Source organism: Rhizobium lentis, assembly GCF_017352135.1.
GTDB lineage: Bacteria > Pseudomonadota > Alphaproteobacteria > Rhizobiales > Rhizobiaceae > Rhizobium > Rhizobium lentis.
The window spans coordinates 217,705-240,346 of sequence record NZ_CP071457.1 but is presented as its reverse complement, the minus strand read 5'-3'; the positions used below and the strand labels follow the sequence as shown (position 1 = coordinate 240,346).

Sequence of the window (22,642 nt, the reverse complement as noted above, 5' to 3'; positions counted from 1 at the left end):
TGCTTTCGTGCCGTCACCGGCGGCGGACTTGTCAAAACAATGTGTGAGCTTCCGCCGGCCTAGCGGCGAACCGGCACCTGCGCTTCGAGACCTCGAAAGACGCGGGCGATGACTGCGGTCAGGGCGAGATAGAAGAGGGTGACGACAAGCAGCGGTTCGTAGACGAGCAGCGTGTCCTGGCGAACCTTGTTGGCGACGGCGTAGAGATCCATCACCGTCACCGTGAAGGCGAGCGGCGTTGCCTTGAGCTGCATGACGATCTCTCCCGCGATGGTCGGCAGGGCGATGCGGATGGCGCGCGGCAGCCAGATGCGGCGGGTCAGCTTCCAGGGCGACAGGCCGAAGGCTTGGCCGGCCTCCAGCTCGCCCTTGGGAACGGCAAGCAGCGCACCGCGCAATACCTCCGCCTCATAGGCCGCGTAGTTAAGCGTGAAGCTGACGGAAGCGAAGAAAAAGCCCTCACGCAGGATCGGCCAGAACAGGCTCTGGCGGATGCCGGGGATCATCGGCAACAGCGAGCCGACCCCGTAGTAAAGGAGCCAAAGCTGGATCAGCAGCGGCGTGCCGCGGAAGAAAGTGCAGTAGCCGCGGGCGGCGAGCCTCGTCAGCCTGCCGCCGCTCACCTGCGCGAAAGCGAGACCGATGGCGAGGACGAAACCGAACACCACGGAAATGACAAGCAGCGAGACGGTCTGCCAGGCACCGGTCAGAAGCAGCGGCCAATAGGAGGAGATCCAGGTGAAACTCATAGGGCGCTTTCTTCAGGCAAGACGCGGCTGTCCCCGCCGCACTCGCCCTTCGATCAGTTTGAAGACGACGTTGGAAGCGAGCGTGATGGCGAGATAAAGAAGAGCCGAAGCGAGGAAGAAGACGAAGTAGTGTTTGGTGCTCGCCCCGGCGAGACGGGTGGCGAGCGCCAGTTCCTGATAGCCGACGACCGCGACCAGTGCGCTGTCCTTGGTGACCGACATCCACAGATTGGCAAGACCCGGCAGCGCGTTCGGCAACAGCGCCGGCAGCAGGATGCGGCGGAACCGCAGCACCGGTCCCATGCCGAAGGCCTTGGCGGCCTCGATCTGGCCGATCGGAATGGCGAGGATCGCGCCGCGCAGCACCTCCGTCATATAGGCGCCCTGCACGAAGCCCAAAACGGCGACGGCCGCGACGAAGCCGTTCACCTCGACCGGCGGCAGGTCCAGCGCGGCCAGGAGCCGGTTCAGGCCATCGGTGCCCGCATAGTAGAGCCCGACGATCAGGATCAGCTCGGGAACGGCGCGGATCACCGTGGTATAGACATCCAGCAGCAGGCGCAGCACGCGATTGCCCGAGAGCTTCCCAAGCGCACCGCCCGTGCCGAGTAGGAGGCCGATCGCAAGAGCGCAGGCCGAGATGGCGACCGTGGAGACCGCGCCCGTCAGCAGGACACCACCCCATCCCGGAGGATAGGGGGAGAGCAAGCCCAGAATGCCTTGTTGCGCGGTCGCCATTGTCAGGACTGTTTACTTCGCGCCGTAAATATCGAAATCGAAGTATTTCTTGGTGATCGCGTCATACTGGCCATCAGCGCGAACCGCAGCGATCGCCTTGTTCAGCTTGGCTTTCAGCTCGGTATCTTCCTTGCGCAGGCCGCCCGAAACGCCAGCCCCGAGGATCTCCTTGTCGTCGGCGACATCGCCCATATTGGCGCAGCAATCCTTGCCGGCATCGCTTTTCAGGAAAGCGTCAAGCGCGAGCGAATCGCCAAAGACATAGTCGATGCGGCCGGAGGCGAGATCCTGGAAAGCCTCGTCGAGCGTCTGGTAGGTCTTTTCCTCGGCGACACTGGCAAAATACTTCTTGTAATATTCCGACTGGATCGTCGAGACCTGGATGCCGATGGTCTTGCCCTTCACATCCTCGGCGGTGGCCCCCGGGTTCTGGTCCTTGGGGCCGATCAGTGTGCTCGGCGTGTTGTAATATTTGTCAGTGAAGTCGATCACTTTCGAGCGTTCCTCGGTGTTCGACATCGACGACCAGATTACGTCGAACTTCTTGCTCTGAAGAGCCGGAATGAGACCATCCCAGGAAATGTCGACGATCGAGCATTTCTCCTTCATCTCTTCGCAGACGGCGTTCATCAGGTCGATCTCCCATCCGTGCCACTGCCCCGAGGCATCCTTGGCAAAGAACGGCGGATAGGATTCGTTCATGACGCCGAAGCGGACTTCGGCCTGTGCCGTGACCGCGGAAAGAGCAAGTGCCGCGCCGGCAAAGAGCATGGGGAGCAGTTTCATTCGCAGGATTCTCCTGGTTGGTGTTATCGATGATGAGATGCGCATCAATGGGTGCTGAGACCGGTGAACTCCCGGCAGCGGGCGCTGACTGGCGCGCCGAATATCTGCTCCGGCGGACCTTCCTCCTCGATCCGTCCCTGATGCAGGAAGAGAACGCGGCTCGAGACATCCCGTGCAAAGCGCATTTCATGCGTGACGATCAGCATGGTGCGGCCTTCTTCCGCGAGATCGCGGATGACCTTGAGGACTTCGCCGACCAGCTCCGGATCGAGCGCCGATGTCGGCTCGTCGAACAGCATGACGGCGGGATCGATGCAGAGCGCCCTCGCAATGGCCGCACGCTGCTGCTGGCCGCCGGAGAGGAAAGCGGGGTAAGCATCGCGCTTGTCGAAGAGGCCGACCTTGTTGAGCAAGATCTCGGCCTTTTCGATCGCCTCGCGCCTGGGAATGCCCATCACATGCACCGGCGCTTCGATGACGTTTTCCAGTACCGTGCGATGAGCCCAGAGATTGAAGCTCTGAAAGACCATGCCAAGCCCGGTGCGCAGCCGTTCGATCTGCCGCCAGTTGCGCGGCTGCAGCCGCCCGCCGCGGCCGGCTTTCAGCGCGACTTCCTCGCCGTTGACGGCAATGCGGCCGCGATCCGGCGTTTCCAGAAAATTGATGCATCTGAGGAACGTGCTCTTGCCAGAACCCGATGAGCCGATAATGGAGATCACATTCGACTTGTGGGCCTCAGTCGAAATACCCTTGAGAACCTGTTGCGAGCCGAAGCTTTTATGGAGATCTTCGACGCGAAGAGCAGGAAAGAGTTGATCTGACATGCATAGATCCGGCTGAACTGAATTTGCAAAGGATAATGATAAAAGAACGCGGTTTTTTCGCGCAATTTTTGTCTCTTCTGCATATTTTGTGCAAAATAATCTTCCTCATGCGGCGAATGCGGCAGAATGCGATAAATGCTACAGCAAGAATTAGGATTGGATAATGGAACAACTGGATCGTTTTGACCGTGACATTCTCGATATCGTCCAGCGCGACTGCCAGCTGAAGGCCGAAACGATTGCCGAGCGGATCGGCCTGTCGGTCTCGGCCGTGCAGCGGCGGTTGAAACGCCTGCGCGAGGAAGGGATCATCAAGGCGGAAGTCGCCGTCGTCGACCGCAAGGCGACGGGAACCTCGATGGTGTTCATCGTTGGGATGGAGATCGAGCGGGACAATTACGACGCGCTGGCGAAGTTTCGCGTTTGGGCCGAAAAGCAGGATCACATCCAGCAGGTCTATTACGTCACAGGCGCGGTCGATCTGATCGCGATCGTCACCGCCCGCGATGTCGAGCATTATGACGATATCGCCGCCCTGATCATGGCCGAAAACCCGCAGATCCGCCGCATGCATACGAATGTCGTGCTGCGGGACGTCAAGCTCGGCCTGTTCGTGCCGCTCGAATAACGCCGGCGCGGCCGCACGGCCCGACCATGCGGACAAGCCGCTGGACTCGCATTCGGCAAAGGGCATAATCCCGGGCGCAAATTCTCGGGAGGAATGATCGTTGACGTTACGACACCAGATCATCGCATTGGCGATCGTTCCGCTCGTGATTTCGATCCTTGCGATCACCACCTTCATCACCTGGCAATCGGCAAACCTCGCCAAGAACAGCATCGGCACGTTCGAGCAGAACATGCTGAAGACGAAGGAAGGCGAAATCCTCAACCTGACCAACCTTGCCCTGTCCGCCATTCATACGATCTATGACAAGGCCGGCCCCGACGACGCGGCCGCCAAACGGCAGGTGGCTGAGATCCTGACCTCGCTCGACTACGGCAGGGACGGCTATTTCTTCGTCTACGACTATGACGGCAACAATATCGTCCATCCGCGCCAGAGCTTCCGGCATGGGCAGAATTGGCTGGATCTCACTGATCCGGATGGCGACAAGGTTATTGCCGAGCTGATCGCCACCGCAAAGGCAGGCGGCGGTCTGCATCAGTACAAATGGCAGAAACCGTCCACCGGCCAGATCGCCGACAAGCTCTCCTTCGTCGTCAGCCTCGACAAATGGCACTGGGTGGTGGGAACCGGCGTCTACCTGGACGATGTCTTTGCCCAGAGTGCGGCCGCCAACGCGGTGATGCGCGCCAATATTACGAAGACCTTCGTCATCGTCGCACTGATCGCCGTGCCCTCGGTGCTCGTCGTTTTCACGACCTGCATGCTCCTGACGTTCCATGAGCGCCGCATGGCCGACGGCCGCCTCAAGGAACTGACGCAGCGGGTCATCGATACCCAGGAAGAAGAGCGCGCGCGGCTGGCACGCGAGCTGCATGACGGCATTTCCCAGAACCTGGTCGGCGTGCGTTATGCGATGGATCTCGCGGGCCGCAAGGTCCGGACCAATGTCGACGACGCGGCGCTAACCATCGATCGCGGTATCGAGGCGCTGAACGGCGCCATCAAGGAAATCCGGCGGCTTTCGCACGATCTGCGTCCCCGCGTGCTCGACGATCTCGGCCTGACGGCGGCGCTGGAGGCTCTCTGTTATCATTTTGCCGAGCGAACTGGGATCGAGACGACGATCGACGCTTCACGCTTTACCGGCACATTGAAGGCCGAGGCAAGCACCGCCCTCTATCGCGTCGCCCAGGAAGCCTTCAACAATGTCGAGCGGCACTCGAGCGCCTCAAAGCTTTCGGTCAAGCTGTGGAGCGACGGCGGCCGAGCCCGCATGACGATTTCAGACAACGGCACTGGCTTCGATGGCAGCAAGAACGGTGGATCGGGCCTTGGCCTGCGCAACATGCAGGAGCGGATGGCCCACTTCCGGGGCCTGCTGCTCATCGACAGCGACGAAACCGGCACGACGCTGACGGCGATGATGCCGAGATCGGCCAATCTGCCCGCCGGCAAGCAGGCGGAAGCCGCATGACCGAGCGCCCGAAAATCAGGGTTCTCCTGATCGACAATCATCCCCTCGTGCTGGACGGCCTGAAGGCCGTGCTCGAGACCTTCGATCACATCGAAGTCGCCGGCACCGCCGGGCTTGCGCAAACAGGCCTCGATATCGCCCGGCAGATCCAGCCGCAGGTGGTACTGATGGACATCAACATGCCGAAACTCAGCGGCATCGACGCGATCGAGCTGTTCCGGAGCGAACTTCCGCAAGTCCGTGTCGTAATGCTCTCCATGCACGACAGCCGGGAGTATATTTCCTCTTCGGTCATGCGTGGCGCCGCCGGCTATGTCCTCAAAGATGTCTCGACGGACGAGATCGTCGCGGCCATTGAGACCGTGGCCGATGGGGGCACCTATTTCTCCTCGGGCGTCTTCGATGCGCTGATGGGCGAACGCACGGAGGAGGGGAGTGATCCCCTGACGCCGCGCGAGCGCGACATCCTCGGGCTGATCGTTGCCGGCAGGAGCAATCGGGAGATCGCGGAGGCGCTCGGGATCACCCCCGCCACGGCGGAAACACACCGCAAGAACCTCAAGAAGAAGCTCAGCATCGCCACCACGGCAGGCCTCATCCGTTATGCGCTCGATCACGGCGTCGTCGCCAAAATCAGCTAAATTCCCATCTACCCACTTCTGGGTAGACCCCGGCATTTCAGCCCCGACGCCATCTTGTGAGCGGAAAACCCACGGCCTAGGACTCCACTCACGGCTGGCCGAGGGTGAGCCGTTGGGAGGAATTCACATGCGTTACATCAGCTTCCGACTGGTCGGAAAACCTATGGTGATCCGAACCGGGCCTGCCGCGGCCGCCGGCTGACAGACCTGCCTTCCACGCCGACAACTGGAACATGGCGACCGCCGCCCGCGGCGCGCCTGAAAGGTATCCGACATGGAAAAACCACGTAGCAATGCAGCACTCTGGCTGCTGATCATTCCGTTCATAGGTCTACTCTGGCCGCCATTCTACAATCTTCGCGAGCCGTCGCTTTTCGGCTTTCCCTTCTTCTACTGGTATCAGCTTCTGTGGGTGCCGATCACCGCGACGCTGACCTGGATCGCCTACCGGAGCACTCGCCATGACGACTGACATCAACGGCACGGCGCTGGCCGTCTTCATTTTCTTTTTCGCCCTCGTCACCGTCATGGGCTTCGTCGCCAGCCGCTGGCGCAAGCCCGAGACGCTCGCCCATATCGATGAATGGGGCCTCGGCGGCCGCAACTTCGGCACCTGGATCACCTGGTTCCTCGTCGGCGGCGATTTCTATACCGCCTATACGGTGATTGCCGTCCCGGCGCTGGTTTATACCGTCGGCGCCTATGGCTTCTTTGCGCTGCCCTACACGATTGTCGTCTACCCCTTCGTCTTCATGGTCATGCCAGTCCTGTGGAAACGCGCCAAGGATTTCGGTTATGTCACGGCGGCAGACGTCGTCCACGGTCAGTATGGATCTCGCGGTCTGGAACTTGCCGTGGCTGCAACCGGCGTCATCGCCACCATGCCTTATATCGCCCTCCAGCTCGTCGGCATGACGGCGGTCCTGAAGGCACTCGGGCTCCACGGCGAATTGCCGCTCGCCATCGCCTTCATCGTGCTGGCACTCTACACCTACTCGGCGGGATTGCGCGCGCCGGCTCTGATCGCCTTCGTCAAGGACATCATGATCTATATCGTCGTGATCGCAGCCGTCGCACTCATCCCTTCGAAGCTAGGTGGTTATGCGAATGTCTTCGCTTCGGCTGATGCGGCCTTCCAGGCCAAGGGCTCAGGAAACCTGCTGCTCGGCGGCAATCAGTACGTCGCTTATGCCACGCTTGCTCTCGGTTCGGCGCTCGCAGCCTTCATGTATCCGCATACGCTGACCGGCATCTTTGCCTCCAACAGCGGCAAGACGATCCGCAAGAACGCGATCATGCTCCCCGCCTATACGCTGCTGCTCGGCCTTCTCGCACTGCTCGGCTATATGGGCCATGCGGCCAACCTGAAGCTCGACAGTGCCAATGATGTCGTTCCGACACTGTTCAAGACGCTGTTTTCCGGGTGGTTCTCCGGCTTCGCCTTTGCGGCGATCGCGATCGGCGCACTGGTGCCTGCGGCGGTGATGAGCATCGGTGCTGCCAATCTCTTCACCCGCAATTTCTGGAAAGCCTATGTCGACCCGAAAGTCAGCGATGCGGGCGAGGCCAAGGTCGCGAAGGTGACGTCGCTGGTGGTGAAGATCGGCGCGCTTCTCGTCATCCTCTTCCTGCCGACGCAATTCGCACTCGACCTGCAGCTGCTCGGCGGCATCTGGATCCTGCAGACGCTGCCGGCGCTCGTCTTCGGTCTCTACACCAACTGGTTCCGTGCACCTGCTCTGCTTGCTGGCTGGTTCGTCGGCTTCTGCGGCGGCACCTTCCTCGTTTGGGATGCTGGCTGGAAGCCACTCCATCTGATCAGCCTCGGCGGCGAGCCTTTCACCGTCTATACCGGCCTGCTGGCGCTGGCGGCAAACATCACCGTCGCAGTCGTCGTCAACGCCCTGCTTCCGGCCAGTGCCCCGGCTCGGGCGTAGGGATGAAAATCGGAAGGGCAGCATACGCTGCCCTTCGTCATTTCAAATTATGGCAGGGGCGCAGGAGCGCTCCGGCGATCAGAATTCTTCCCAATCGCCGGCCAATGCCGTGTTCCCCTGGACCGCCGCGCCGCCCTGGATCGACTTGCCGATCTTCGCAATCATCTGCCGAGCGGGGGAGGCGACAGGTTGAGCGTGCTGCGCCGCTGCAGCGGGCTGCGTCATGCGCCTCGATGCCACCGCTCCGCCAATATTGAACTGGCTCAGCAACTGGAACAGCGCATCGGCTTCCTTGGCGAGGTTATGGGCGGCGGCTGTGGCTTCTTCCACCATGGCGGCGTTCTGCTGCGTGCCCTGATCCATCCTGTTGACAGCGGCGTTGATCTCTTTCAGCCCCGTCGCCTGTTCCTGCGAAGCGCCGACGATCGCGCCGACATTGCCGTCGACCTGCTGAACCTGCGTCGCAATCTCCTGCAGGGCCTTTCCGGTCTCGCCGACCAGGGCGACGCCGCTTTTCACATGGCCGTTCGAAGCGTTGATCAGTTCCTTGATTTCCTTTGCCGCCTTGGCGGAACGCTGCGCCAATTCGCGCACTTCCTGGGCAACGACGGCAAAGCCCTTGCCTGCTTCACCGGCGCGGGCGGCTTCCACGCCGGCATTCAGCGCCAGCAGGTTGGTCTGGAAGGCGATCTCGTCGATCACGCCGATGATGCTGCCGATCTCGGTGGCGGAGGATTCGATCTTGCCCATGGCGTCGACCGCATCGCGGACGACGCTGCCCGAGCGTTCCGCATTGTCCTTGGTCTTGCGGACGAGCTGCCCGGCTTCCTGGGCCCTGTGGCTGGAGTCGGCGACGGTCGTCGTGATCTCTTCCAGAGCAGCGGCGGTTTCCTCGACGGAAGCGGCCTGCTGTTCGGTCCGCTTGGCGAGATCGTCCGAGGCCGATCGAATCTCCTGCGCGCCGGCCGCGATGGCGCTGGCGTTCTGAGAAACCTTCTGCATGGCGGCACGCAGCTTTTCGACCGCGGCATTGAAGTCGGCACGGAGCTTTTCCAGAGACGGGATGAAGGGCGTGTCGATCTGCTGCGTGAGGTCGCCGTCTGCCAGCGCCTGCAAGGCTTCGCCGAGCCGGCCGACAGCCTGGTCCGTTTGCTCGGCAAGGGTGCGACGTTCGTCGGCATCCTGCTCGAGGCGTTGCCGCTCCGCGACAGCCCGCCTGCTTTCCGCATCGGCCTCCCGTTCGGCCTTCGCCGAAATCGCGTCACGCAAGCCGGCCACGGCGCGCGCGAGCTTGCCGATCTCGTCGCCGCGCGCTTCGAGGCGGCGATCGCCATCGAGATTGCCTTCCGCCATCGCTTTCAGCGAAAGCTGGAGTTTTGCCAGCGGGCCGACAATCGTGCGGGATGTGATGACCGCAGCGACAACAGAGAGCAGAGCCGCGATGCCGAGCGCCGTCAGTACGATCGGCTTGAACTCGCTTGCGGAACTGCGAACCTCACCGCCGATCGTTTTGTTCAGCGCTTCCTGATAGTCGATGAATTTATTGATGGCGCCGAGCCACTCCACGAAGGCCGGACGGGCCTGTTCGAGCAGGACCTTGCGGGCCGCTTCGCCGTCGCCCTTCTCCTGCAGCGCAATGATCTCGGCGACCAGAGGATTGGTTTTCGCCTGAATGCCGGCGATCTCGGCGAGAACGGCTTTTTCCTGATCCGTCGCACCTGCCGGGGATGCAACCATGTCGGCCATGCGCTTTTCATTTTCGGCATAAGTGGCCGCGAGCTTATCGATCAGCGCCTCGGCCGCCTTGCGTTCATCCGCCGAGGTCACCAGGGTCACGTCACGAATGGCGATCGCCCGATCATGCACGCTGCCGCGATAGTTGATGGCAAAGCGTTGCTTGACGCTGTTGACGTCATTGATCGTTTCAAGATCGCTATTGATCTTCGCAACCTCTACCGCCGAATAGATGGCCAGGCCGGCCATCAGCAGAACCAGGAAGCTGAAGCCGAGGGTGAGACGCACCGCGATCCCGAAACTCTTAATGCTGTTCATTGGCACTCTCCATCGTTGGCGAGATTGTCAAAAGTCGCTGGGACGCCAGGATCGCTCGCCACGCCTCATTCAAGCGTGCGGCCTCGAATGCGTCCCAAGGCACTGTTCGCGCCGGACATTCCACTTCGCATGCACACTGCACGTGTGTCCGGCAGCGGCCGAGCCAATGCCAAAGAGACGCGGAAGCGCGCGTGAAAGTAACATCGTCAATTGCGTGCAAGATTTCGGAAGCCTGGCCCGCCATCATGGCGTAGGTGACGATCCTGAGAACGCCTTCCCGATATCCTAAAAATTTAGGGGAATATATTTTAGAGAATGTAAACAGAGACGGCAGAGAACCAGTATGCTGCGCTTTTCGTATATCCTGTGCGTATTTTTTGCACCGACGCCATGCGGGAAGAGTATGCTAAGTTGTTTCGCAGCAACGGCCGACATCTGCTGTTGTAAATCGGCGCTCAACTCTTTCGCCGCCTTGCACTCCGACAATGATCTGGGGAACGCCCGACGGAAATCGCGAATCACTTCGGATGCACTGCGGCAGCGCGAACGATGCTTGGCGCCGACTCTGCGTCACCAACAATTGCGGCCGCAACCAATGTGCTGCAACGATCCGACATCCTGTGCTCATGGAATTGCCCGCCAGCGGCGTCAGCCACGCAGCAGCGGCAGAAGCTGATCGCCCTGACGCTTGATCTCTGAGAGGTAAGGCGTATCCGAAAGCACGAAATGCGTGATCCCCAGATCCTGATAGTTGCGCAGTGAGCGAGCGACGTCCGCGGCCGAACCGACCAGCCAGGTCGTGCCGGCGCCGCCGCCGCCGAACTTGCCCGGCGCGGTGTAAAGATTGTCGTCGAGGACGTCGCCGCGCTCATAAAGAGCGAGCAGGCGCTGCTGGCCGACGGCGAGTGCGCGCTGGTGATCGTGCCAGCCGGCACCGTTGTTCTTGGCCATCTCGGCGACCTTCGCTTCGGCATCGGCCCAGGCCTGATCCGTGGTGTCCCGGACCAGCGTCGTGATCCGCAACCCGAACTCCAGCGGCGGGAGGTCGCGGTCGAGCTGCCGGCTGAGCGCCTTCAGCCGCTCGATCCGCTCCCGGACGCCATCCAGCGGCTCTCCCCAGAAAAGCTGGACATCGGCTTCGGTGGCGGCCACTCGTTCGGCTGCCTCGGAAGCGCCGCCAAAGTAGAATTTGGGATGACGGCGATTGCCGCGGGCCTCGATGCGTGGCACCGCAGTGGAGTCGGCGACCCGGAAATGATCGCCGGCGAAGGTGACGTCTTCTTCGGTCCATAGCCTGCGCACCAGCCGCATGAATTCCTTTGTCCTGCTATAGCGATGCGCCTGGTCGCCTTCACTGTCGCCGTATGCGGCCAGATTGTCCTTGCCCGAGACGATGTTGACCCGCACCCGTCCGCCGCTGAGATGGTCGAGCGTCGCCGCGGCGGAAGCGAAATTCGCCGGTCGCCAGTAGCCTGGACGGATCGCAATCAGTGGTTCGAAGGTGGTGGTGCGCGCAGCAAGGGAAGCCGCGACGGTGAAGGTATCGGGGCGACCCCAGCCGGTGCCGATGAGCGCACCGTTCCAGCCATGCTCCTCCAGCGCCCTCGCATGGCTGGTCAACGTATCGAGGCTGTTGTGGTTTTCGACGGCGGAATCGCCTCGATGGCCGGGTCTGACATCGTTCGGGATATACCAGAGAAATTCGGATTGATTGCTCATGCCACCCTGCAGTTCTTCGCGGTTGGAGGAAGAAGGCCGAGGAAGGGCCAACCAAAGCGATGCATGGCAAGATGGAATCTTATCTACCATTTTTATAGACTAATTCATTTAACAATAACGGCCACCGAGGAAAATTCGTCCTGACACGGATAAGGGCAAACGCCCTGTTGGGCCGTTAGGACGCCGGCATGGAAAAAGCGCCCTGAACCCTCGTTCATAGGCGTCTCGAACCCGGCTCGATGCCGAGTGTCTTTGAGGGCACGCAATCAGTTGATGTCAGGCGACAGCCGGTGGATACTCATTGGCCGAAAACACGTGATGGTGCACTTTGCCGGTGAAGAGCTTCAGCAGCTCTCCCGTCAGTTCGCGGCTCTCCGAGCGCACATTTGAGCGCAGCGCCGTGTCCACCGCCTCCATGTCAGGATAACGAATGGCGAGCGCCATCGCATAGACCGGGGCGCCTTCGTCGCGTCCCATTCCATCAAGCACCCGGACTTCTTGGGCGCCCGGAAATTGAGTCCATAACGGGACGAGCCGCTGCTTCACGAAATCGCGGAACTCCTCTTCCCGGCCGGGATGGATTTCGCCTTCAAACAAAGCGTAACGAATGATCATAGGTTCTCTTTTCCAAAACTCGCGGAGCTGGATCGATGGTGAGGCGGGGAGGGAGGGCGTATCGGACGATACGCCCTTGGAAATGCTTATTTGCCCCAGATTTTCTTGTACTGATCGCGATAGCCGTTGTCGGGATCGAAGCTGTTCTTCGGTCCTCCGTCGAATTCGACATTCTGGCTGGTCACGACATGGAGCGGCGATACATAGCCCGACCATGAAGCGCCCGCGAAGGCGCGGTTCAGTTCGTCGACGAGTTGCCAGCCCTGGAGATTGAGCGGTTCGGCGACCGTGACGGCCTGGAACTGCTTGGCGCGGATGCGCTGATAGGCGCTCTCCGAACCGTCGCCGGCTGCGACGTTGACCGGCTTTCCGTCGCCGGCAATGCCGGCCGAGGCGAGCGAGGGGCCCATGAAGTCGTAATAGAGGTCGTTGATCGCAAGCGAATGCGTCCACTTCGCGCCGTACTTCTGCAGCAGCGATGTTGTCAACTGCGGCATGCGCTGGGAGGTTTCGGCGATCGGCGTATCGACATATTCGAGCACCGCGCCGCCGAGATCCTCGATCTCCTTCTTCATGCGGTCCGCCTTTGCAATCGCGATCGCATAGGTGGAGTCGGTGAAGATGATGACGCCGGGCTTGCCGCCGGCATCGGCGAAGGCCCAGTCCGCCGCGGACTTGGATACTTCCATCGCATCGGTGGTCACGTTGGCAAAGACGCCGACTTCGGCAACCGGACCGACGGCCGAGGCGGCATGCCAGGAGACCATCGGAATGCCGGCAGCCTTGGCCGCTTCCATCGCCGGCTTCTGCTCGACGGCGTCGAAGCCATTGATGATGATACCGTCGGGCTTCAGCGCCATGGCCTGGCCGAAGGCTGCTGTCCGCCCGCCGATTGAGCCGGCGCCGTCGAGCACCTTCACCGTCCAGCCGAGTGCGCCGGCCGCTTCCTGCACGCCATTGGCGACGCCGAGGATGCCGCCGTTTTTCATATCGGCCGCGAGAATGACGATGTTCTTTCCGGTGGCGCCCTTGGGGCCGCTTGTCGGGCCATCCCATACGCTCACCTTGGAGGCATATTTCTCGACCACGGCTTTGGCGTCGGCCATGGAATCGGCCATTGCCGGCACGCTGAGCATAACGGCGACGGCTGCGACCGTTGCCTGCAATAAGGTTCTGCGCTTCATGTTCACTCCTCCATTTTGTTTGTTATGAAGTGCCGGCATGCGTCGGCATCCTCATTTGGATGCGGGTGTGATCCTCCTCACAGCACCGCGCTTGCGCTGGGCGTAGCCTGCTATGCCGATGGCGATCAGCAGGGTCACGCCGTTGAACAGCGGTTCGACGAAGAACGAGCCGCCGAATTGCTGAATTCCTGATATGCCGACCGCCAGAATGATGACGCCGATCAGAGTGCCCCAGACGTTCACCCGCCCCGGCTTGATCGTCGTTGAGCCGAGGAAGGCGCCGACCAGCGCCGGCAGCAGATATTCGAGGCCGACGCTTGCCTGGCCGATGCGCAGCTTTGAGGCGAGCAGGACCCCGGTCAAAGCGGCAAGCAGGCCCGAGGTGACGAATGCCCCCATCACGAACTTTCGCACCGGAATGCCATTGAGGGCCGCGGCCTTGGGATTGGCGCCGATGGCGTAGAGATATCGGCCGATCGGCAGATATTCGAGCACGATCCACATGCAGATGGCGATCAGCAGCACATAGAAGCCGGTAATGGGCAGGCCGAACAGCATCGTGCCGTTCAGCGCGTAGAAACCGTCAGGCAGGACGCCGACCACCTGCCGCCCGCCGGTGTGCCAGAGGGCAAGCGCATAGAGAACCGTACCCGTGCCGAGCGTTGCGATAAAGCTGTCGATTTTGGCGACCTCGACGAGCAGACCGTTGATGAAGCCGGTGAGAACGCCGAGCGCAAGGACGATGAGCACGGCGACGGGCCAGGGAAGGCCAGAGACCGTCTGCAGGCTGATGGCGAGAATATGCCAGAGCACTATACCGTAGCCGACCGTCAGGTCGATGCGGCCCGACGCCATCGGGATCATTGCGGCGAGCGACAGCAACGCGATGATCGCCTTGTCGGAGACGATCGAGCGGACGTTCAAAACCGTCGGGAAGGTATCGGGCAGAAGGATCGAAAAGAGCACGATCAGGCCGACGGTCAGGATCACAAGCCCATAGACCGGGATCAGGCGTCCGATCTTCTGTCCGGTGGACAGACCGGCCATTTCGCTCTTGGTCGGCTCCAGCGCGGTGGATTCAATGGATTGCATGGCTATTCTCCCGATGGCTCAAGCAGCTTCCGATGCGGATGCGGCCGTGATGACCGCCTCCGTGGTGAGCGCGCTTCCGGTCAGTTCTTTGACGATTTTTCCGCGCGAGAAAACCAGCGCACGGTGGCAGATATGGGCGATTTCCTCGAAATCCGTCGAGACCACGAGGACGGCAAGACCGGCCGCCAACGCCTGGTTGATCAGGCGATAGATCTCGGCGCGGGCCCCGATGTCGACGCCGGCGGTCGGGTCTTCGGCGATTAGCAGTTTCCGGCCGGTCGCCAGCCAACGTCCGACGACGACCTTCTGCTGGTTGCCGCCGGAGAGCGCCTCCACCGACAGATCCGGATCGTTCGGCCTGAGGCCGACGGACTGGCCGATCGCATGGGCAAGGTCGGCTTCGCCGCGCGGCGAAAGGAAGGAAAAAAGCCCGCGCCCGACGGCGCCGGGATTGATGTAGGTATTTTCCCGAATGGACAGCGACAGCGCGACGGATTCCTCCGTCCGGTCGCGGGCGATCAATCCGATGCCCGACGCCATCGCCCTCAGCGGGCTCGAAAGGTCCGGGGCCTCGTCATGCAGCAGAACCGTACCGCCAAAGGGCTCGCAGCCGAACAGCGCCCGGCCGATCCGCTCCTGACCGGCGCCGCGCAAGCCGGCAAGCCCCAGAAGCTCGCCCTGTCTTATATCGAAGGATATCGGGCTCGTGCCGGCGCAGACGAGATCGCGCACCTTGACAATCGCCTTGCCGGGCTCGATCTCGGCCTTGGAAAACAGGCTGTCGCCGCTGCGGCCGATGATCATCGTCACCAGTTCGTCGGGCGTCGTCTCGCTGACTGGCTTCTGTCCCACCATGCGCCCGTCACGTAAAACGGCGACCCGATCGGCGATGCGGAAAATCTCGTCGAGCCTGTGGGAGACGTATATCATGCCGACGCCGCGTTCCTTCAGAGGGCGGATCGCGTTGAACAGCCGGTCGACTTCATCCGCGGGCAGACTCGCCGTCGGCTCGTCGAGCACCAGAACGTCGGTTTCGACGGCAAGCGCACGGGCAATGGCGACGAGCGATTTCTCCGTGCGCGACAGCGCCGAAACCCGGGTCGTGGGGTCGAAGTCACAGCCGACGAGCTTCAGGGCATCTTTGGCCCGCGCTTGCGTCTTCTTCCAGTCGATCACGCCGCCGCGCATCGAAAAACCTTGAGACAGACCCATATTCTCGCCGACCGTCATCCACTCGATCAGACCGAGGTCCTGATGGATGAAGGCGACCGGTTGCCGCTCGTTCGGCTTCGGCGGGCGATGGTGATAGCTCTGGCCGCGGAAGAGAATGTCGCCGCCATCGGGCTTATAGATACCCGCGAGGGTCTTGATCAGCGTCGATTTGCCGGCTCCGTTTTCGCCGAGCAGCGCAAGGATCTCACCCTCGCGCAGATCGATCGATACGTCACGCAGTGCCTGCGTGCCGCCGAAGCTCTTGGTGATCGATTGGAACTCCAGCAGTCTCTTGGCTTCCACCGTGGCTCCTCCCAAAGCTGCGCTGTTACCCGCCGATATGTTATCGATAACATTGCCGAATGGTCAAGAGGAAAGATGACGGTCGCGATTTTACCGCAAGAGATATTCAGCCGGCCTCAGGTCCATCGAGAAGGCGCATCATCTCGGCTGAGTCCTTCGGCCCGAGACCGGCGGCACAGAGCAGGCGATGAATCTCGACCACGGCTCCCGTCATCGGCAGCGGCGTCTTTGTCTTCAGCGCAAAGGCCTGAAGCGAATCCAGGTCCTTCAGCATGTTGTCGATCCTGCCCGTCGGCGAGAAATCGCGCGCGGCGAACTTCGCCATGAATTCCTGCATGATCCGGCTGTCGGCCCGCCCACCGGCAAGAGCGGCCGGGATGGCGGCCGGATCGACGCCGCCCGCTTCGGCAAGCTTGACCGCTTCCGCGACCGCCTGAAACAGTACCGCGCAAAAGAGCTGATTGATCAGTTTCGTCGTCTGCCCGGCGCCGGATGCACCCATAAGCGTGTAATTGGCGGCAAGATGCCGCATCACCACCCGTGCCCGTTCGAAATCTTCGGGGCTGCCGCCGGCCATGATCGTCAGCTTTCCACCGAGCGCGCCGGGCACGCCGCCGGACAATGGACAATCCACCCATGCCATCCCGGTTTCCCGACGAAGCCGCACGGCCATGTCGGCGGTCTCTGCCGGATCGATCGAGGACATGTCGATCAGCAGCTTATCCGCACTTGCGGCCCCCGCGACACCCTTTTCACCGAAGACGACGGCGCGCACGATATTGGCGTGATTGAGGCTGAGTATGCAGAACGCCGATACAGAGACCGCATCCTCGACGGAACCGGCCGCGTGCGCGCCCTTGGCGACCAACGCCGCGACCTTTTCGGAATCGAGGTCGAAAACCGATACCCTATGTCCGGTCTCGATCAATCGCGTGGCGATTGCCGTTCCCATGATGCCCGCCCCGATGACAGCGACATCTGCCCTGTGGTCATCCTGCATGATAATCTCCTCCCTCGACGGCCATGCCGCTCAATCCCTTGCACGCCAGCGCCACGATATCATCCAACGCATTGTCGATCGCCACCGTTACCACGCTGGATTCACCGGTCGGCGGCTCCAGGGTCTGTAGCTGGCTGTCGAGCAAGGACGCCGGCATGAAATGGCCCTTGCGAGCCTGCATCCGCGCCAATAAGAGGTCGCGGGATCCCTGGAGGAATACAAAGGCCACGTACCCGGCCGCCGCCTGCCTCAATCTGTCCCGGTAGTTTCTCTTCAGCGCCGAACAGGAAATCACCAATCCCCGCGATGCTTTCCGTGCGGCCCTGATTTCCTCGCCGATCCGATTGAGCCAGGGCACGCGATCGTCATCAGTGAGCGGTATGCCCTGCGCCATCTTCTCGACATTTGCCGCGGGATGAAGCTGGTCGCCCTCGACAAATGACATGCCATTTCGAGTGGCGATGCCTTCGCCGACCGAGGATTTGCCGCAGCCGCTGACGCCCATGACGACGATTGCCAAAGGCGGCGCCTTTTGCTCGAAATCCATCATCCCGGCTCTTTCAGAGGCAGGTCGTGATGCCGCCATCGACATAGAGCGTGTGCCCGTTGATGAAGGACGAGCCGCGACCTGCCAGGAAAACGGCGGCACCCACCAGTTCCTCGACATTGCCCCAGCGGCCGGCCGGCGTCCGCTTCTCGAGCCAGGACGAGAATTCCGGATTGTCGACGAGCGCCTGGTTGAGCGGCGTCTTGAAATAGCCCGGCGCAATCGCGTTGATCTGCAGGCCGTACTTGGCCCAGTCGGCGCACATGCCGCGGGTGAGGTTGCGTACCGCACCCTTGGTCGCCGTGTAGGGGGCAATACCGGGACGGGCCAGCTCGCTTTGAACCGAGGCGATGTTGATGATCTTGCCCTGGCCGCGGGCGATCATGGCTTTGGCCGCCGCCTGACCGACGTAAAACACGCTTGAAATATTGGTGGTCAGCAGCTGCTCCCATTTGTCCGCCGGAAAGTCTTCCAGGGGCGTGCGAAACTGCATGCCGGCATTGTTGATCAGGATATCGAGCGGCCCGATATCGGCTTCGATCGCGGCAATACCCTGCGCGGCAGCATCCTTGCTGGTAACGTCGAAGATGGCCGCATGGGCGGACAGGCCTTGAGCCTTGAGACTCTCGACCGCGCGTTTGACGCTTTCGGGCGTCCGGCCGTTGATGACGACCGCTGCGCCATGCTGGGCCAGGCCTTCGGCAAGCGCATAGCCGATCCCCTGGCTCGAGCCGGTGATCAGGGCAAGCCGTCCGGTCAGATCGAACACGTTCTTCATGCAATAACTCCTCCGGTGTCGCTGCGAATGACGGCTTATACCGCTACTCGCGGTGAAACTCACTTGACATCGCTTGTCCGGATTATATGTTATCGATAACATAATCAACTGTCAAAATGCGGGACGGAGACGGAATGCCTGAGGTAGAGATCTTGATGACCGGAGCCTATCCGGAATGGGATATGGTCGACCTGGAGGCGAAGTATCGCGTTCACCGCCTGTGGGAAGCGGCAGACCGGCAGGAGCTGATCGCAAGCGTCGGCAAGGATATTCGCGCCATCGCAACCCGCGGCGAACTCGGCGCCTCCGCCGATCTGATGAAGCAACTGCCGAAACTGGAAATCATCTCCTGTTACGGCGTGGGCACCGACGCGATCGATCTCGCCTATGCCCGTGCCAACGGCATTCGCGTCACCAATACGCCCGATGTGCTGACCGAGGATGTCGCCGATATTGCCATCGGACTGCTGCTCGCCACGGCGCGGCAGATCCCGCAGGCCGACGTTTTCGTGCGATCCGGCCAGTGGGGTAACATCCCCATGCCGCTGGTGACGCGTGTCTCGGGCAAGAAGGTGGGGATCGTCGGCATGGGGCGGATCGGCAAGGCAATCGCCAGAAGGATTGCCGCTTTCGGCTGCGACATCTCCTATTTCGCCCGCCATGAGGACAAGGATGCCGCGTACACTTACGAGCCGGACCTTATCGTGCTGGCCGACTGGGCGGATTTTCTGATCGTCATCGTCCCTGGCGGGGGAGCGACGATGAAAATCATCAACGCGCCGGTGCTTCAAGCGCTCGGCCCGAACGGCATCCTGATCAATGTCTCGCGCGGCACGACCGTCGACGAAGAGGCCCTGATCACAGCCCTTCAGAACCGCGCCATCCGGGCTGCGGGCCTCGATGTCTTCCTGAACGAACCCAGGATCGATGCACGCTTCCTGACGCTCCCAAACGCCGTGTTGCAGCCTCACCATGGCTCCGGCACCATCGAGACCCGCAAGGCCATGGGCCAGCTGGTCCGAGACAATCTCGCCGCGCATTTTGCCGGTCGCGCGCTTCCAACCCCGGTCGTGTGAGGGTTCCGATATGAAAGCCATCGTCATCCACGCCGCCAAGGATCTTAGGATCGAAGAGCGCGAGCCGGAGGTTGCGGCAGAGGGGCAGGTGGAGATATCAATCGAAGCCGGCGGCATTTGCGGTTCCGACTTGCATTATTACAATCACGGTGGTTTCGGCACCGTTCGCCTGCGCGAACCGATGATCCTCGGGCATGAGATCGCCGGCACGGTGAAGGCGCTGGGCGCCGGCGTCGCCGACTTGGCCGTCGGGGATCGCGTCGCGATTTCCCCGAGCCGGCCCTGTAACCATTGCCAATATTGCCTGAAGGGGCAGCAGAACCACTGCCTCAACATGCGGTTTTACGGCAGCGCCATGCCGATGCCGCATGTTCAGGGTGGCTTTCGCCAGCGGCTGGTGGCGGAGCGTTGGCAGTGCCACAAGGTCGCCGATGGCATTTCCATTCACGAGGCCGCCTTCGCCGAACCCTTTGCCGTGACCCTGCATGCAGCAAACCGCGCCGGATCGCTGCTCGGAAAACGGGTGCTCGTCACCGGTTGCGGTCCAATTGGTATGCTGGCGATCGTGGCGGCGCGCGTTCTCGGCGCCCGTGAAATCGTCGCCACCGATGTGACCGACAGCGTTCTGGCGATCGCCCGCACCAGCGGCGCCGATCGCACGATCAATGTAGCGACTGATGCCGCCGACCTTGCGGCCTATGGCGCCGACAAGGGATATTTCGACGTCATGTTCGAAGCGTCGGGCAATGAACGGGCGGTGCGCGCCGGCCTGGAAGTGCTGAGGCCCCGCGCCGTTCTCGTGCAGCTCGGCCTCGGCGGTGATGTCTCCATCCCGCAGAACATGATCGTTGCCAAAGAAATCGAGATGCGCGGCACTTTCCGCTTCCACGAGGAGTTTGGGCTCGCCGTCGAACTGATCAACGCGCGGCGCGTCGATCTGAAGCCGCTGTTGACGCGGGTTTTTGCCATCGACGAGGCGGTCGCCGCCTTCGAATTGGCCAGCGACCGCAACAAGTCGATGAAGGTGCAGATCGCCTTCTGATGGCGTCGCCCCGCTATGGGGCGCTGCCGCGATCCGTGCTTTCGCGCAGGACGACCCTGTAGCCCGTCAAGGTGATCTCGTCGCCAGTCGTCTCGCCGCTGCTCTGCATGGCATCGAGCAGGCGGGCGGCGGCCTGGCGGCCGATGCCGTAACAGTCGACATTGATGGTGGTGATGCTCGGATGACAGACCGACGAAATCTCGTAGTCGCCGAAGCCGGCAATGGCGATATCCCCCGGCACATTCATCCCCCTGCGCTTGCATTCCATGATCGCACCGAAGGCCGAAAGGTCGGAGACGCAGAGCACCACTTCCGTGTCCGGCCAGCGCTCCAGCAGGCTGACGATCGCTTGGCCGCCCTGTTCCATGGTGATCGGGGGTACGCCGAAGGAAATCGCCCGGCCCGGACCCAGACCCAGTTCGTCGACGGTCTTCAGGAACCCGCTGCGCCGCTGGCTGCCGCGCGTATCGCGCGCCGTCGTTCCGCCGATATAGCCGAACTTCCGATAGCCCTGGCTCGCAAGCGTGCGCACCAGCAGCGACATCGCCTCGCTGTTGGAAAAGCCGACGACATGATTGATCGGTTCTTCGGGAAGCTCCCAGGTTTCAACCACCGGAATATCGGCCTTTGCCAGCATCCGCCGGGCCCGGTCGGTATGCGAACCACCCGTCAGGATAATGCCTTCGGGACGTCGGCGCAGCATCGCCTCGATCAGCTTTTCTTCCTTCTCAGCAGAATAGTCGGTATAGCCGAGAAGAAGCTGAAGGCCGGTATTCTCGAGCGCATCGGTGATCCCGCGCGCCGTGTCGGAGAAATTCGAATTGTTGATGGAAGGGACCAGCGCCGCGATGAAGCCGCTCCGCCGCGACGAAAGACTGCCGGCCGATAGATCCAGCACGTAACCCAGCGCGTCGACGGCTTCCATGATGCGCTTTCGGGTTTCTTCAGAAACGCTCGCATCCTGACGAAAGGCGCGTGAAACGGTCATAGCCGACACGCCGACATACTTGGCGACTTCCGCCATCGTCAGCTTTTGGGCGTCTCCTCCCTTGAGACGCTTGACCTTTGGCTCATCGTCGTTTTTCACTGCTCTCCGCTTTCAAACAACGTCCGAATTGGATAGTTCAGCACACGATAAAGTTATCGCTATCATCGCACAATCAATTTTATCGAAGAAGTAGGCGGCTCCACAGGCGCAAAAGCTTGGTTTTGACCGGATTTCCCAAGTTGCCGGCGCATGGGCGGCTATACTATGCCCCGAAATCCAGGCAAGATGATATCGATAACAATCTTGAGGAGGAAAACGCATGTTCGGGGAAATCGAAGGTACCTGGTTCGAGGTCCTCGACCCGCGCTTTGAAAGCTGCTTCGTCGGCCATGCTCGGGTTGAACGTCTCTGGACGGGCGGCCGCTGGCTGGAGGGACCGGCGTGGTTTGCCGCCGGGCGCTACCTGCTCTTCTCGGATATCCCGAACAACCGCATGATGCGCTACGACGATACCAGCGGACATACCTCCGTCTTCCGCTCGCCCAGCAACAATTCGAACGGCAACACCGTCGATAATCAGGGCCGGCTGATCACCTGCGAACACCTGACACGGCGTGTCACCCGGACGGAGTTTAACGGCAAGGTCAACGTCCTGGCCGATCGGATCGTGGGCAGCCGGCTCAATTCTCCGAACGATGTGACCGTCAAATCCGACGGCACCATCTGGTTCACCGATCCGAGCTACGGCATCCTCCACGACTATGAGGGCGACTATGGCGAAGAGGAAATCGGCGGATGCCATGTCTACCGCCATGATCCGGCAACAGGGTCGACCGATCAGATGACGTCGGATTTCATCAAGCCGAACGGTCTGGCTTTCTCGCCCGACGAGTCGGTCCTCTACGTCGCCGACACCGGTGCATCGCACTTGCCGGATGGCCCACGTCATATCCGAAAGCTTGCGGTATCAGGCGACGGGACGTTGAGCGATCTTGGCGTTTTCGCAGAATGTACCGCCGGCATGTTCGATGGGTTTCGCGTGGACCGGAAGGGCAGGATCTGGACAAGTGCGGCCGACGGCGTGCACGCCTATGATCCGGATGGCACGCTGCTGGGCAAGATCCATATTCCCGAGATCGTCTCCAACGTGACTTTCGGCGGAGAGAAATTGAACCGTCTCTTTATCACCGGGACTACGTCGCTCTACGCCGTTTATCTCACGGCCAATGGGTCGAGGCCCGGGTAAACTCATGC

The 22,642-nt window shown here is 61.4% G+C and carries 22 protein-coding genes; 8 read left to right on the top strand and 14 right to left on the bottom strand.

The features are described from left to right. Positions 1–59 precede the first annotated feature (59 nt). Genes J0663_RS29340 through J0663_RS29325 form a run of 4 tightly spaced genes read right to left on the bottom strand, consistent with a single transcriptional unit; the run spans position 60 to position 3,097 of the window. The gene (locus tag J0663_RS29340) at positions 60–749 is read right to left on the bottom strand and encodes an ABC transporter permease (protein ID WP_207246006.1); all 690 of its coding nucleotides are present in this window, start codon (positions 747–749) and stop codon (positions 60–62) included. A 12-nt stretch (positions 750–761) separates the two neighbouring features. Further along, a complete protein-coding gene (locus J0663_RS29335) occupies positions 762–1,487 on the bottom strand; it encodes an ABC transporter permease (RefSeq protein WP_207246005.1) in 726 nt (241 codons plus the stop codon). A gap of 12 nt (positions 1,488–1,499) precedes the next feature. Further along, positions 1,500–2,273, bottom strand: a complete 774-nt coding sequence (locus tag J0663_RS29330) for a transporter substrate-binding domain-containing protein (protein WP_207246004.1) — start codon at positions 2,271–2,273, stop codon at positions 1,500–1,502. 44 nt (positions 2,274–2,317) lie between these two features. Then, entirely contained in the window at positions 2,318–3,097 is a 780-nt protein-coding gene (locus tag J0663_RS29325) for an ABC transporter ATP-binding protein (protein ID WP_207246003.1), read from the bottom strand. Between the two features lie 163 nt (positions 3,098–3,260). On the opposite strand from J0663_RS29325, the gene J0663_RS29320 reads away from it, so the two are divergent. The 5 genes from J0663_RS29320 (at position 3,261) to mctP (ending at position 7,780) form a co-directional block, all read left to right on the top strand. Next, positions 3,261–3,725, top strand: a complete 465-nt coding sequence (locus tag J0663_RS29320) for an Lrp/AsnC family transcriptional regulator (RefSeq protein WP_207246002.1) — start codon at positions 3,261–3,263, stop codon at positions 3,723–3,725. Positions 3,726–3,825: 100 nt separating this feature from the next. Further along, a complete protein-coding gene (gene mctS / locus J0663_RS29315) occupies positions 3,826–5,202 on the top strand; it encodes a two-component system sensor histidine kinase MctS (protein WP_207246001.1) in 1,377 nt (458 codons plus the stop codon). Further along, positions 5,199–5,843: a two-component system response regulator MctR gene (gene mctR, locus J0663_RS29310; RefSeq protein WP_207246000.1), complete on the top strand. Its 645-nt coding sequence runs from the start codon at positions 5,199–5,201 to the stop codon at positions 5,841–5,843. Before mctS ends, mctR begins: the two co-directional genes overlap by 4 nt. A 274-nt stretch (positions 5,844–6,117) precedes the next feature. Further along, entirely contained in the window at positions 6,118–6,315 is a 198-nt protein-coding gene (locus tag J0663_RS29305; protein ID WP_207245999.1) for a DUF3311 domain-containing protein, read from the top strand. Next, the gene (gene mctP / locus J0663_RS29300) at positions 6,305–7,780 is read left to right on the top strand and encodes a monocarboxylate uptake permease MctP (RefSeq protein ID WP_207245998.1); all 1,476 of its coding nucleotides are present in this window, start codon (positions 6,305–6,307) and stop codon (positions 7,778–7,780) included. The genes J0663_RS29305 and mctP overlap by 11 nt, the downstream gene beginning before the upstream one ends. A gap of 78 nt (positions 7,781–7,858) precedes the next feature. Here the strand turns inward: mctP and J0663_RS29295 are convergent, their stop codons facing one another. From J0663_RS29295 to J0663_RS29255, 9 genes are all read right to left on the bottom strand, one after another. Beyond that, positions 7,859–9,832, bottom strand: coding sequence for a HAMP domain-containing methyl-accepting chemotaxis protein (locus J0663_RS29295; protein WP_207245997.1), 1,974 nt, complete (start codon positions 9,830–9,832; stop codon positions 7,859–7,861). A gap of 648 nt (positions 9,833–10,480) precedes the next feature. Next, positions 10,481–11,551, bottom strand: coding sequence for an LLM class flavin-dependent oxidoreductase (locus J0663_RS29290; RefSeq protein WP_207245996.1), 1,071 nt, complete (start codon positions 11,549–11,551; stop codon positions 10,481–10,483). A gap of 276 nt (positions 11,552–11,827) precedes the next feature. Next, positions 11,828–12,166 (bottom strand): hypothetical protein, encoded by a 339-nt coding sequence (locus tag J0663_RS29285; RefSeq protein ID WP_207245995.1) that lies wholly within the window; start codon positions 12,164–12,166, stop codon positions 11,828–11,830. Positions 12,167–12,252: 86 nt separating this feature from the next. Next, positions 12,253–13,350 carry an ABC transporter substrate-binding protein gene (locus J0663_RS29280; RefSeq protein ID WP_207245994.1) on the bottom strand — a complete coding sequence of 366 codons (1,098 nt, stop codon included), beginning with the start codon at positions 13,348–13,350 and terminating at the stop codon, positions 12,253–12,255. Positions 13,351–13,401: 51 nt separating this feature from the next. Beyond that, positions 13,402–14,442, bottom strand: coding sequence for an ABC transporter permease (locus J0663_RS29275; protein WP_207245993.1), 1,041 nt, complete (start codon positions 14,440–14,442; stop codon positions 13,402–13,404). An 18-nt stretch (positions 14,443–14,460) separates the two neighbouring features. After that, entirely contained in the window at positions 14,461–15,957 is a 1,497-nt protein-coding gene (locus J0663_RS29270) for a sugar ABC transporter ATP-binding protein (RefSeq protein ID WP_207245992.1), read from the bottom strand. Between the two features lie 106 nt (positions 15,958–16,063). Continuing rightward, on the bottom strand, positions 16,064–16,957 hold the full coding sequence (locus tag J0663_RS29265; RefSeq protein WP_207245991.1) for an NAD(P)-dependent oxidoreductase: 894 nt from the start codon (positions 16,955–16,957) through the stop codon (positions 16,064–16,066). Continuing rightward, positions 16,947–17,504, bottom strand: a complete 558-nt coding sequence (locus J0663_RS29260; protein WP_207245990.1) for a gluconokinase — start codon at positions 17,502–17,504, stop codon at positions 16,947–16,949. The genes J0663_RS29265 and J0663_RS29260 overlap by 11 nt, the downstream gene beginning before the upstream one ends. A 13-nt stretch (positions 17,505–17,517) precedes the next feature. Beyond that, entirely contained in the window at positions 17,518–18,282 is a 765-nt protein-coding gene (locus tag J0663_RS29255) for an SDR family oxidoreductase (RefSeq protein WP_207245989.1), read from the bottom strand. Positions 18,283–18,416: 134 nt separating this feature from the next. Between J0663_RS29255 and J0663_RS29250 the strand changes: the two genes are divergently transcribed. Then, complete coding sequence (locus J0663_RS29250) at positions 18,417–19,358, top strand: 2-hydroxyacid dehydrogenase (protein ID WP_207245988.1); 942 nt, start codon at positions 18,417–18,419, stop codon at positions 19,356–19,358. 10 nt (positions 19,359–19,368) lie between these two features. After that, positions 19,369–20,400 carry an L-idonate 5-dehydrogenase gene (locus J0663_RS29245; protein ID WP_207245987.1) on the top strand — a complete coding sequence of 344 codons (1,032 nt, stop codon included), beginning with the start codon at positions 19,369–19,371 and terminating at the stop codon, positions 20,398–20,400. 13 nt (positions 20,401–20,413) lie between these two features. Here the strand turns inward: J0663_RS29245 and J0663_RS29240 are convergent, their stop codons facing one another. Further along, entirely contained in the window at positions 20,414–21,487 is a 1,074-nt protein-coding gene (locus J0663_RS29240; protein ID WP_207245986.1) for a LacI family DNA-binding transcriptional regulator, read from the bottom strand. A 220-nt stretch (positions 21,488–21,707) separates the two neighbouring features. Here J0663_RS29240 and J0663_RS29235 point away from each other — a divergent pair, with 220 nt between their 5' ends. Continuing rightward, positions 21,708–22,634 (top strand): SMP-30/gluconolactonase/LRE family protein, encoded by a 927-nt coding sequence (locus J0663_RS29235; protein WP_207245985.1) that lies wholly within the window; start codon positions 21,708–21,710, stop codon positions 22,632–22,634. Positions 22,635–22,642: the final 8 nt, after the last annotated feature.